Here is a 12,997-nt window from a genome sequence, read left to right as displayed (position 1 = left end):
ATGAATGATTATTTAGAAGATTTATATCAAGCCTTCCAAAATGTTAACCAAAGATATTATTTTGCTGAAGTATTCAGAGATTTAAATAATTATCATCATAACCAAGAAGCAGTTATTCAATCAACAGAAAACTCATTTTCTGCTGAAATGTTCAGACATTGGAGAAATATTATGGATTTAGAATCAAAAACAGAACAGTATACAGAATTATCACTTGATTTTGACATTAGAAAAGATTGGTTTGATGAAAATATAATTACTAATCAAAATCAATCATTTAGACCTGATTTAACATTGCATAATTCTCAAGTTAATTGGGATCCAAGATTTCAAAAAGTTTATGTTGAAGTAAAAACAAATTCTAATCCATATGTTAAAGATGATATTCAAAAATTAGCTAACGCCATTTACAGATTAAGTTTTGAAAAAGGAGTTTTTGTTAGCGTAAACTCAAATTATGAGAAATTAATTAATTTATTAAAACCTATTTTAATTTCAGAAAATAGAAGACTTTATAGATTAAATGTTCATATAGAATGGGATAGAATTTATCTTTTCCATTCAATACTGAATGAAAATAATAAAATAATTTCAACCCCCATTTCATTTCAACAAATAATAAATTTATAATGTCCAACATCTCCTCCATCCTAAAATCCATACAAACCATCATGTGGCAAGACACCGGCTTGAACGGTGATGCCCAACGCATTGAACAACTCGGTTGGATGCTGTTTTTAAAAATATTTTCTGATAAAGACAAAGAACTTGAATTGTTAGACGACAACTATGTTTCTCCGATTCCCGATCAATTTCATTGGGTGAAAACCAAAGGCAATTGGGCTGGCGATGACGAAGGCATGACCGGTGATGAATTATTAGAGTTTGTAGACCGCCAATTGTTTCCTGCGTTGCGAAACATTGATGTGAGTACCGGAAACCGCCGTGCTTTGATTGTACGTGAGGTTTTTGAAGGGAACAACAACTACATGAAAAGCGGTATCAACATTCGTAAGGTGTTGAACAAATTGAATGAAATTGACTTTAACATTGCCAAAGACCGTCATGCTTTTGGGGAATTGTACGAAACCATTTTAAAAGGTTTGCAAAGTGCAGGTAAAAGTGGGGAGTTTTACACGCCTCGTGCCATTACCAGTTTTATTACTGAAATGATTAATCCACAATTGGGCGAAAAAATACTAGACCCAGCTTGTGGAACAGGTGGTTATTTAACTTGTGCTATTGAGCATTTAAAAGAACAGGCCAACAGCGTTGAAGACCGCAAAAGCATTGCTGAAAACGTAATGGGTTGGGAATACAAACCGCTACCGTATTTGTTAGCTACGACCAACTTGATTTTGCATGATATGGAAGTGCCTAACATTCGTTTTGGCGATGCCTTAGACCAACCCTTGAGTAACTTTACCGAAAAACATCGTGTAAACGCCATTTTAGCCAACCCACCGTTTGGAGGAATTGTAGCCAACAACAACGAAAACAATTTTCCGCAAAATTTTAGAACGAAAGAAAGTGCGGACTTGTTTTTGATTTTAATGATTCATTTATTAAAACAAGACGGAAGAGCCGGTATTGTATTGCCTGATGGCTCCTTAACCGGTGATGGTGTAAAACAACGGGTACGCCAAAAGTTATTGGAAGAATGTAATTTACACACGATTATCCGTTTGCCTAACTCGGTGTTTCAACCGTATGCTACCGTGGCGACGAATTTGTTGTTTTTTACCAAAGGCACGCCTACCAAAGAAGTATGGTATTACGAACACCGTTTGCCTGAAGGACAAAAAGCCTACAACAAAACCAAACCGATACAAGCTAAAGAGTTTAACCCAATAAAAAAGTGGTGGAACGACCGTAAGGAAAGTGATATTGCTTGGAAAGTAGACATACAAACTATTGTAGACCGTAATTACGATTTAGACATTAAAAACCCAACCAAACAAGAAGAAGTACACGAATACAACAGCGTGGAATTAATGGAACTATTGCACACTTCTTTTACTAAAAGCAATTCCTTGTTAAACCAATTAAAAGAAGCGGTGAAATGAGTTTAATGAGAATTGATGATTTATTTCATTTTGAAAAGGGAAGTTTACAAAGTTCAAAATGCACTGAAGGCGAATTTGATTTTATAACTGCTTCATCTGAATGGAAAACGCATAACGAATACACACATGATTGTGAGGCATTGGTCTTTGCAGCAGCAGCTTCTGGTTCATTAGGTAGAACGCATTATGTGAATGGTAAATTCATAGCAAGTGATTTGTGTTTTATAATTACTCCCAAAAATCAAAATGAATTGCCAATTGATTTAAAGTTTTATCATATGATTTTTAACGAGTTTAAAGATGATATTGTAAAGAATACTAAAGCAGGAACTTCTAAAGAAGCAATTGGTTTAAAAGCTTTTGGAAATTATAAATTGCCATACTTTGATATTGATAAACAAGTTGAAGCTAAAATTCAATTTGTTAATATGCAAGAATCTAAAGTCGAATTGAATATAGAACTCACCCACCAACTCGACCTAATCAAACAACTGCGTCAGGCTTTTTTGCGTGAAGCGATGCAAGGAAAACTCCTCACGCCTGTCACTTCGAGCGGAGTCGAGAAGCAAGAAACCGGTCATGATTTATTAGCTAAAATAAAAGCCGAGAAAGCACAATTAATAGCCGCCAAAAAACTCAAAAAAGAAAAAGAATTACCACCCATTACAGAAGATGAAATTCCTTTTGAAATTCCTGAACATTGGGCTTGGTGTAGGTTGGGGGAGATTTGTAGTATAAAAGGAGGTAAAAGAGTTCCAAATGGTTATAAGTTATTAAAAGAACCAACTCCATATATTTATATTCGAGTAAGTGATATGAAAAATGGAACAATTAGTGATAATGATTTGCATTATATTGATAAATATGTTTACCATGGTATAAAACAATATACTATTGGTAAAGATGATATTTATATGACAATTGTTGGAGGAACAATCGGAAAATGTGGTTTAGTTCCTGAAAAATTTGATAATATGAATTTAACTGAGAACGCAGCAAAAATTACTCCGATTTTAGTTGATAAAAAATTCTTATGGAAATGTTTAGATAGTCCATTTTGTCAAAGCCAATTTATTGATAAAACTAAACAAGTTGGTGTACAAAAAATGGCTTTAAATAGGTTCTCAAGTTCATTTATCCCACTCCCACCACTTCACGAGCAAGAGCAAATTGTGGCTAAGTTGGAGGAGTTACTAGCGTTTTGTGATGGTTTAGAGGAGAGTATTAAGGAAAGTCAAGGGTATAATGAGAAGTTGTTGCAACAGGTTTTGAGGGAGGCGTTGAAGGGGGAGAAAACAGAAATTCATGCTTAGTTTTTTAGAAAAATATACCAATAAAGGAGAATTTATATTTAAGATAGGTGATAGACTTGTAGATCATTGTAGAAATATTCCCAATGAATCAGGAGTTTATTTAATTTATACTATTAAAAACAATTTGGAAGAATTGGTTTATATAGGTGCATCTGGAAAAATGAAACAAAATGGAACATTTGGAGTTCAAAAATTACATAAACGTATACAAAATATGCAAAATTCCAAATTAACAAGGCAACAACATTTTGAGCAAGAAATAGTTGCAAATAAAATTGATGCAATAAAAGTGGTTTGGTTTGCTACCTTTGATGATTCTTTTAAAGATTTACCAATGTATGTTGAAGCTTTGTTATTACAAAGTTTCTTTGAAAAGCATAATAAACTTCCAAGATGGAATAAACAAGCATAATAAAAATAAATAAATTTAAGTGGGCAGTTGAAGAGCTGAAGTATGTGTTTTAAGGTATAAGTTGAAAAGCTTTGTTAAGCTCAATTTGATAGTTAACACCGCTCCCGCACGAATCCCTTCGTGTGGTTATAGCTTAGAGAGCTTTTACTATTTTTGAATTTAAGAAGTAACATAGATAGGAATTATACTTTTATAATTTAGACCGACTTTATTTTTTTGTTAAGCCACACGAAAGGATTCGTGCGGGAGCGGTGGGGAAAGGGAGAAGAAAAAGAGGAAAGGGTGAGGTGATGTGGGGCTGAGGTGCTAAGGTTTAAAAATTGGTTTATAAAGTTTTCTCTATTAGTAAGAACAAAATGTTATCGAATGGTTTTACAGCATTATAAAATTTGATAGCTTTATACTTTATAAATTCTCAAACTTACCAATACATGGGTTTATCAATAATCATAGCAATCCTTTTGTGCATTTCATTGCTATTGTATTATAATAAAGTTGAGAAAAGCAAATATGAAAACCCTGTTTATAAAGAGCATCTCAAACAAATAGACGCGTTTTTTGAAGTTGTAGCACAATTGGATGATTATATTACCTGGGTGCATCGCGATGCCATTAAAGAACAGTTTGCAGCGGTTGGAAAGTACTTTAAACACAAAACCGCTTTTTATAAAAAAGAAGAAAAAGTAAAAAAGTTCAATGACCTTTATTCTCATTTTGACGACTACATCAGTAATTACAACAAAAACTATGTACATACTCAGAAAGAAAAACTCAGCAGCTATTTTGACGACATTGAAGGGAAACCTTTAGACGACCAACAACGAACGGCTGTTCTCACGGATGAATATTCTAACTTAATCATTGCCGGAGCCGGTTCGGGTAAGACGTTGACTATACTGGGGAAAGTAAAGTACTTACTGGAGCAGAAAAAGGTGAAACCTGAAAACATTCTTTTGCTTTCGTTTACCAAAAAGACGGTTGATGAACTCAATGAACGACTGCAAAAATTGGGTCTCAATGCACGAGCCACGACTTTTCATAAACTCGGTTACGACAGTATCAAAAAACACCAAACCACTGTGCCGGTTGTGACCAATGAAAACACCATCGGTAAAATCATAAAAACCTATTTAGAAGAGGAACTAATAGAGCAACCGGAGGCTTTAAAGGCATTTGTAGAGTATGTGGCTTGCTTTATGAATATTCCGGAAGAACACGATAGTTATGATTCGTTGGGTGAAAAATTAGATACGGAAAAAGGAATTGATTTTGAAACCTTACAATCAAAATGTGCCCCTGAATCGTTGAATAAAGTTGCCAAAGCTTCTTTGGATTCGATGCAAGGTGAAAGGGTTAAAAGCATAGAAGAACTAACCATTGCCAACTTTTTATACTTAAATGGTATTGCATACGAATATGAAAAAAAATACCCTCATGGCGATGTGGTCTATCAACCGGATTTCTATCTGAAAGATTACGACATTTATTTGGAACATTTTGGTGTGGATGAAGATAACAAAGCCAAATGGCTTAAACCTTTTAAGGAAATGGAATATGTCGAAACAATGGAGTTGAAAAGAGAAAAGCACAAAAGATACGGCACTAAACTAATTGAAACCTATTCCTATTACAATCGTGATAAAGTGCTACTGGACAAGCTCAAAGAATTGTTGGAAAATGAACAGGTTGTTTTTAAGCCCCGTGATATAAAAAGTATTTACACAAAAGTCACCGAAAAAGAAAACAACTTTGGGCAAGAAATTACCAAACTGATTGAAACGTTTATTAATCTGAGTAAATCAAGACAACTAAGCTATGCCGCAATAACCAACCTCTTTTTGGATCAAAAAAAACAGTCCAATCCGTTCATGCGTGAACGACAAAAACTCTTTTTGGCGTTTGCTCTTCCCATTTTAAAGAAATATGACCAAACCTTGAAAGCGTCAAATGAAATTGATTTTAATGACATGATTAATTGGGCAACAGACCTTATTCAACAGAACCAACCTAACCTCTCCTATCAATATATTATCATTGATGAATACCAAGACATTTCCTATTCGCGGTTTAATCTTATCAAAACCATTCGTGAACTATCGGGTGCTCGTTTGATTTGTGTGGGAGACGATTGGCAATCCATCTACCGCTTTGCGGGAAGTGATATTTCATTATTCAGTCATTTTGAAAAGTATGTTGGTAAACACGAACAATTGTTTATCGAGCAAACCTATCGCAATGCCCAATCGCTAATTGATATCACTGCTAACTACATTCAAAAAAACAAGAAACAAATTCCTAAAAATCCGAAGTCTAAAAAAGAACCTCTAGAAAACCCCATTCAATTTGTGTATTATACACCCGATAATGCGGATGCTGTTTTTATTCGTGAAGTAGAAGCTCTGATAGAAAAAAACGGAACCAAGCCAATTTTGGTTTTAGGGCGTCATGCTTTTGACATCAATGAATTTATCAAGCTTACCCCCAACAGCAGGATATTGTATAACGAACGAAATGATAAAGTAATCATTAAAGGATTAGAGCATATCGATATGAAGTACATTACTGTCCATAAATCAAAAGGCTTAGAAGCGGATAATGTGATTGTGCTCAACTTAAAAAATCATTTATTAGGCTTTCCCAATAAAATGACAGATGACCCGATGTTGTCCTTATTACTCAGTGATGATGAAGAATTTCGTTTTGCGGAAGAACGAAGATTGTTTTATGTAGCCTTAACAAGAACCAAAAATAAAGTGGTTTTGCTCATCCCAACAGACGTTTCTTTGTTTGCCGAAGAGTTACTTTCCGACAATGGCTTTCTGTTAAGTGCCAATCATGATAAAATCAGCAAAACGAATTGCCCGTATTGTCAAACCGGTTATTTGGTGGTGAGACAAAACCCGTTGAAGCATAATCAGTTTTTAGGTTGTTCACATTATCCGAGTTGTAACCAAACTTTCAATGACATTGCTATTTTAGAAAACACGCTACTTTGTTCGAGTTGTAATAGCGGTTTTATGACCAAAAGAACAGGTCAATATGGTGATTTTTTGGGTTGTACTAATTATCCGAAGTGTAAGAATACGATTAGATTGTAGGTGGGTGAACGCTTAAACCCCCGAAGAGTTTGGAACCCTTCGAGGGTTTTTAATACCATTGTGTAAAAAATTTACAGTAAATTTAAAACCTAAAATTAATGCATTTGAGAGCCTCTAAACGCTATTCCATCCATTCTAACACTTTAGAATTGTATGTAAAAAAATCACCGCTACCGGTTCGTGGCACTTTTTTAGTATTGGCGATACTGTGTATTGCGTTACCGTTGTTGGGTATTGGGATGAATATGATAGCGAGAAATGATTTTCATATTCGTTATGTGATTCTTTTAGGTGTTTTCTCGTTGATTGGTTTCTTTTTTATTCGTTTATATCTTTGGAATACACATGGGAAAGAAGTGATTGTGATGGAAGATACTAAGGTTTCTTATTATGCGGATTATCGATATTTTAAAGGTAATCAACAACAAATTGTCTTTGAAACGCTAACGTTTGATTTTACTGCCATCGGTTTTCAAGATGAAGCGTTAGGTAATTTACTAATTATTGCATCTGATACTGAATTTATTCAATCGGGGGTTAATATACCTATTGCGGATTTGACAGAGCTTATTCAATCTTTGGAAAGAATGAGGGATGCTGAAATAAGTATAGCCTGACGAAGGGTTGGCTAAAGAGATGCTTCCTGCGTCAGTAGGACAAAGGGGAGTAAAATTATAAAAAGGATAGATTATGATTATTAGAGAAGCAAAAGTTGACGATATAAAACAAATACAAATTGTACGAAATTCGGTTACCGAAAACACCTTGTCTAACCCTGACTTAGTAACGGATAACGATTGTGAAGTGTTTATAACCCTAAGAGGAAAAGGTTGGGTATGTGAACTAGACAATGAAATTATAGGATTTGCCATTGTTGACTTGCAAGAAAATAACATTTGGGCATTATTTTTAAAACCTAAATTTGAAAAAAAAGGCATCGGTCAGCTGCTACACAACACCATGCTTAACTGGTATTTTGCTCAAACAAAAGAAAAAGTATGGTTGGGAACAGCTTTTAATACTAGAGCAGAAAAATTTTACAGAAAAGCAGGTTGGACTGCAGTTGGAACACACGGCTCTAAAGAAATTAAATTTGAAATGACTTATAGTGATTGGCTAGCAACCCCAAACCATTAACAGTTGATTTCATAACGCTTAGAGAATAAAATATAAACAACAAATTCTTCCATATTTCTATAAAAAAAGCTCCACATTTCTGTGAAGCTTGATTTTAGTAGTCCGCCAAGTCGGAGACTCGAACCTGTGTCAGCCGCGGCGGATATGAGCCCATGAACTTATAAATCAGAGATGATTTCTTTAATACAATCCCTTCCTATTCCAGTTTTAAAAAATTGTTCTCTTTGTAAAGCCTCCGCTTTTGTTGCGAAAAATTCAACATGAATTACTTCCCAAGGTCTGAATTTTAAGGTATATCCTTTTTTGCTTAAATGATTGTGCGATTTGAATCGTTCTATTAAATGGGATGTAAAACCAACATAGGTCTTATTGAATTTCTTAGAGAATAAAATATAAACAACAAATTCTTCCATATTTCTATAAAAAAAGCTCCACATTTCTGTGAAGCTTGATTTTAGTAGTCCGCCAAGTCGGAGACTCGAACCTGTGTCCGCCGCGGCGGATATGAGCCCATGAACTTATAAATCAGAGATGATTTCTTTAATACAATCCCTTTCTATTCCAGTTTTAAAAAATTGTTCTCTTTGTAAAGCCTCCGCTTTTGTTGTGAAAAATTCAACATGAATTACTTCCCAAGGTCTGAATTTTAAGGTGTATCCTTTTTTGCTTAAATGATTGTGCGATTTGAATCGTTCTATTAAATGGGATGTAAAACCAACATAGGTCTTATTGAAATTCTTAGAGAATAAAATATAAACAACAAATTCTTCCATATTTCTATAAAAAAAGCCCACATTTCTGTGAAGCTTGATTTTAGTAGCGGGAACAGGACTCGAACCTGTGACCTTCGGGTTAACGGCTGCCTATCTATCCCGCGATGTACGTTTTGTAAAAGTACTAAAATAGGAGACATAAAAAAAACGGATTATGTACATAATCCGTTTGATTTAAAGGAGTTAACCTAGTAGCGGGAACAGGACTCGAACCTGTGACCTTCGGGTTATGAGCCCGACGAGCTGCCTACTGCTCTATCCCGCGATGTTTCGAGTGCAAATATACAACGATTATTATAAATTGCAAGTAGAATGCTGATATTTTTTATTCTATTTAAAACACAAGTCCCTGAAAAGAGGCTAATCCACTGGTCGTTAATCCCTTCATCGGTAACCTATAAAATGAAAAACACCCCAACGTGGGGGTGTATTCCAAATTCAACTAAATACTTGTAATATGATGAATACGCATTACAATTCAACTTAAAAAATTTACCACTAAAGGAGCAAAAAGGGCTTAGCAGTATGACCAATTCTACTTTGACAAATATAAATGAGATTTATTGAACGAGGTGTAGTACAAAGTACTGTTTGATGTAGAAATTGTGCTACAAGATTTATTCGTGATAATGTGTAAACAGCTCAATTAAAGCGGCCAAATGTTCAATTTGCAATTTTTCGTAAATCCTTTTTTTATAGGTACTGATGGTGGTTTTTTGTAGTTGTAACGCATTGGAAATCTCTAAATTACCAAACCCCTTTACCATTAATCGAGCCACTTCCAATTCCCGCTCAGATAAATGACGAATTGGATTCATTACTTTTTTTTCAGCGTATGACTGAAACAATAACTCTTTGGATAACTGACTTAAGTAACGCCCATCCGACACAACCGCTACTAATGCCTTTCGGATTTGTTCCTCATCACTCAATTTATTGATGTAAGCTTGTACACCAGCGTTATAAAAATGTAAAGCGTGCACTTCTTCTTCCAAGGCTGAAAAAATCATGATTTTACAATCCGGTTGATTTTGTCTTACCTCAGCTAGTAAAGACAAACTGTTTCCCTCCGGAAAACTAACATCTAAAATTAACACGTCTATGTTTTCTCGTTTAAGTAACTCCCTCACCCTCGTGAAATTTTCGGCTTGCCAAATGATTGCGTTTGGGAAAATTTCCTTTACCAACATTGCCATCCCTTGCCGAACAACCATATGATCGTCTGCAATAATAAATCGCCAAGCCTGCATCACTATATCATTATTCATTTCCCTCTTTCTTTTTATCTAACACTAATGAAAAAGCCACTGTGGTACCTTTTTTTTCTCTACTGTTTATGGAAAAACTTCCTTTGAACAAGGTAATGATTTCTCTACACAAGAGCAACCCCAATCCGGTACTTATTTCATTCAAACGCACTGTTTCTTTTCCTTGTACTATTGCTTCTGTAATTATTTCTAAATCTTTGAGAGGTATTCCTTTTCCATTATCTTTGATTTCCACCATTAATCGAAAATGTTTTTTACCCTGAGGCACTAATGCAATAGTTATTTGAATTGTTCCTGATTTTGTAAATCGATTGGCATTTCCGACTAAGTTAAAAAACAATTGTTGTATTTTAACTAAATCGGCCGTCACCATGGTATTTTCCTGTAAGTTAACCGTATAAGACAATTGGTTTCCATTTTCAACCGTCAAACTTTGTAACGTTGTCAATAAGGCTTCTAATGCTTCATTTAAGCAGAAAGAAGAATTGTTGAGTTGAAGTTGATGTTGTTCCGCTTTAGAAAAATCCAATACCTGGTTAACCATGCTTAGCAACGAGTTGGTTGTATAATTCAGTGAATGAAAAACTTCCTTAGTTGTAGTATCTGTAAACCTTTGGTTTAATCTTTTGGTATATATCGCTATTAAACTGAGTGGCGAACGAACTTCATGACTCAACATACCAATAATTTTTGATTTGAATACCAAATGTTGCTGAATTGATTGTTGAGCCATAACCAGTTGCTTTTCTTTTTGAAAAGCCAATCGTGTTACAGCAATCAAAAAGAGTGTAAGTAAAACTAAACCGATTATTAAACTCATCAAAGAGACAATTCGGATGGTTTGGTTTGTCTTTTGTTGTGCAGCTTCTTCCTTGTGGCTTTGGTTATAAATTGTAGTTGAAATCGCGTTGCTTTTTTCCAACAACGCATTGCTTTCTTTAACCAACGCTTCATTTAATTCCAGCAAAGCGGCATCCTCTGTTTTTAGTCCGTAAAAGCTGTTTTGTAAATGGCTAAATTGCTTTAGGTAGTATGCTTCTGCCTGTTGTAGCAATTGTTTCATTTGTTCTTGTACAGTTCCGGAAGTGGCTTTTTTACCGTACTTCATTTTTACCGTATTTTCTACAATCTCCTTTTGAATTTCTACTTTCCCCGCAAAAGCGGCCATTAATCTTGAAAATAAATTCTTTCGGGTAGTAGAATCTGAAAAAATGCGGGTTTCCACCTCAATGTCTTGCAATACTTCCTGGTCAGGGTAAGCCGTAAACGTTAAATGCTTATCTGAAAAAAATGTAGTATCGGCATTGTAATGTGCCATCAATGAGTCTAACTCCTCTTTTAGTCCCCTCACATCTTTCTCTTTGGTTTGTTTTATTTGCATCAACTTTTGCCATCGGTTGTGCTCAAAAGTTATGCCTTGTAGTGTATCCATTCGGGTAATCACCTTACCCATTAAGTTAAAATAGTTGTTTAAAGCCGATGCCTCCCGCTTTAAGAAAAAAGTCTGCAACTGCCATTGTGCATCCAAATAATCATTTCTTGTTTGGTCGGTAATCGTTCGCATTGCCAATGCTTTTTCCTTATCCGACTGCCATGCTTTTAACTTGTTTTGATTAATCCATTCGTTATATATGGCTATCCCCAAAAAAAACTGAAATAATAACAAAGCACCTAACAAGGAGTAATGTATCTTTTTTCTGTTTTTTGTCTTAATAAAGTCTTTTTGCGAAGTCTGAATAACTTCCCTCAGTTTATGTTGAAATCCTGACATTGTATCACCCCAATTTTACAAGCCTTATGAATAGTTGATTTGAAATATGTAAATACCCCCTTACTAACTGTTTACTATTCAAAAGTAGGAAGAATGCAACAATATAAGGCAGTAAGCGGGATATTATTTTTGTCGAATTTGTACTACACAAAACCTTCGCTAAAGTGAATTTCGCCAAATCAGCCTACTAGGGTTTTCTATTTGTGCCTTTTGATTATTTAGTACCAACTTCCCCAATCGTTTGCCCATTCCCTTAAAATCGGTAGAAATGGTGGTAATCCCATTTTCTACCAGTTTTTTTAACGGTGTGTCATTATACGAAATGATGCCATAATCTAATCCGAGTTCTAAAGATTGTTTTTTTGCTTGTTCAATAACTTGTACCAAATGACGATCATTAGGAATAATAAACACACTTCCTTTCTGTATATTATTTATTTCAAAATCTGGAATCACTTGATGCGAAAAGTTATACTTTTTACAGAACCGGAGAAAACCCTCCACCATGCCGACCGGTTCTTTAAACCCGGGGAAAATTAAAAATAACCGAGTGTAATTGGCCAAGCGTTCTACAGCTTCATCCAACGCTTGAAACATATCGCTTACAAAGTTTTGGTACACGGCAGGGTATTCTTTTAAAGCTTCATTAGTTTGATCTAATATATATACATCTTGCGGCGGTAATGTTTTGATGAGTTCTGCCGCACCTTTTAAATTAGTGGGCATTATGATGTATTTAGAATAATTTCCGTTGCTTTCGTTGATTAATTTTCGGAACATATCCATATTAAAATGGTGAAAAAAAATATCCATCTGAGCCTTGTTATCTATAGCCTCCAAAAAAGAAGTATATAAATCTTCTTTAAACGCATTTAGTTCATCAAACAAAACAAAAAAACGTTGTTCAAAACAAAATTCAACACTTTTTACATAATACCCTTTGCCTAAAATAGAAAAAACAATACCACGTTTTTTTAATTCATCATAGGCCAATAAAACCGTATCTCGGGAAAGTGAAAACGCTAAACAAATCTTGTTAACGGAAGGAAGTCTATCCCCTTTTACTAAACGTTGTTCGGCAATAGCAAGTTCTACCGACTGTACTAATTGTTTGTATTTTGGAATCCCAAGATTACTATCTATGTTAAATATTTTCATC

At 34.7% G+C, this 12,997-nt stretch carries 12 protein-coding genes and 2 tRNA genes; 7 read left to right on the top strand and 7 right to left on the bottom strand.

The genetic code is table 11. The features are described from left to right. The 7 genes from R2782_RS11670 (at position 1) to R2782_RS11640 (ending at position 8,026) form a co-directional block, all read left to right on the top strand. Positions 1–630, top strand: coding sequence for a hypothetical protein (locus R2782_RS11670; protein ID WP_371268434.1), 630 nt, complete (start codon positions 1–3; stop codon positions 628–630). Next, a complete protein-coding gene (locus R2782_RS11665) occupies positions 630–2,066 on the top strand; it encodes an N-6 DNA methylase (RefSeq protein ID WP_371268433.1) in 1,437 nt (478 codons plus the stop codon). The genes R2782_RS11670 and R2782_RS11665 overlap by 1 nt, the downstream gene beginning before the upstream one ends. Next, complete coding sequence (locus R2782_RS11660; protein WP_371268432.1) at positions 2,063–3,379, top strand: restriction endonuclease subunit S; 1,317 nt, start codon at positions 2,063–2,065, stop codon at positions 3,377–3,379. The genes R2782_RS11665 and R2782_RS11660 overlap by 4 nt, the downstream gene beginning before the upstream one ends. After that, entirely contained in the window at positions 3,372–3,791 is a 420-nt protein-coding gene (locus tag R2782_RS11655) for a hypothetical protein (protein WP_371268431.1), read from the top strand. Before R2782_RS11660 ends, R2782_RS11655 begins: the two co-directional genes overlap by 8 nt. Positions 3,792–4,222: 431 nt before the next feature. After that, entirely contained in the window at positions 4,223–6,889 is a 2,667-nt protein-coding gene (locus R2782_RS11650) for a UvrD-helicase domain-containing protein (RefSeq protein ID WP_371268430.1), read from the top strand. Between the two features lie 98 nt (positions 6,890–6,987). Continuing rightward, on the top strand, positions 6,988–7,506 hold the full coding sequence (locus tag R2782_RS11645; protein ID WP_371268429.1) for a hypothetical protein: 519 nt from the start codon (positions 6,988–6,990) through the stop codon (positions 7,504–7,506). A gap of 73 nt (positions 7,507–7,579) precedes the next feature. Beyond that, positions 7,580–8,026 carry a GNAT family N-acetyltransferase gene (locus R2782_RS11640; protein ID WP_371268428.1) on the top strand — a complete coding sequence of 149 codons (447 nt, stop codon included), beginning with the start codon at positions 7,580–7,582 and terminating at the stop codon, positions 8,024–8,026. Between the two features lie 158 nt (positions 8,027–8,184). Here R2782_RS11640 and R2782_RS11635 read toward each other — a convergent pair whose 3' ends face one another. From R2782_RS11635 to R2782_RS11605, 7 genes are all read right to left on the bottom strand, one after another. Further along, positions 8,185–8,439 carry a GIY-YIG nuclease family protein gene (locus R2782_RS11635; protein ID WP_371268427.1) on the bottom strand — a complete coding sequence of 85 codons (255 nt, stop codon included), beginning with the start codon at positions 8,437–8,439 and terminating at the stop codon, positions 8,185–8,187. Positions 8,440–8,544: 105 nt separating this feature from the next. Then, a complete protein-coding gene (locus tag R2782_RS11630; protein WP_371268426.1) occupies positions 8,545–8,799 on the bottom strand; it encodes a GIY-YIG nuclease family protein in 255 nt (84 codons plus the stop codon). Positions 8,800–8,843: 44 nt separating this feature from the next. Further along, positions 8,844–8,903, bottom strand: a tRNA-OTHER gene (locus tag R2782_RS11625). 88 nt (positions 8,904–8,991) lie between these two features. Continuing rightward, a tRNA-Met gene (locus tag R2782_RS11620) sits at positions 8,992–9,064 on the bottom strand. Positions 9,065–9,416: 352 nt separating this feature from the next. Beyond that, the gene (locus R2782_RS11615; protein ID WP_371268425.1) at positions 9,417–10,067 is read right to left on the bottom strand and encodes a response regulator; all 651 of its coding nucleotides are present in this window, start codon (positions 10,065–10,067) and stop codon (positions 9,417–9,419) included. Next, positions 10,060–11,838 carry a sensor histidine kinase gene (locus R2782_RS11610; protein ID WP_371268424.1) on the bottom strand — a complete coding sequence of 593 codons (1,779 nt, stop codon included), beginning with the start codon at positions 11,836–11,838 and terminating at the stop codon, positions 10,060–10,062. Before R2782_RS11610 ends, R2782_RS11615 begins: the two co-directional genes overlap by 8 nt. Positions 11,839–11,997: 159 nt before the next feature. Beyond that, complete coding sequence (locus tag R2782_RS11605) at positions 11,998–12,996, bottom strand: GntR family transcriptional regulator (protein ID WP_371268423.1); 999 nt, start codon at positions 12,994–12,996, stop codon at positions 11,998–12,000. Position 12,997 lies beyond the last annotated feature (1 nt).

Origin of the sequence: Flavobacterium sp., from assembly GCF_041392085.1 — a bacterium.
Taxonomy (GTDB): Bacteria; Bacteroidota; Bacteroidia; order Flavobacteriales; family Flavobacteriaceae; genus Flavobacterium.
The sequence above is the reverse complement of the archived record's forward strand: the minus strand, read 5'-3'. Positions and strand labels throughout refer to the sequence as shown.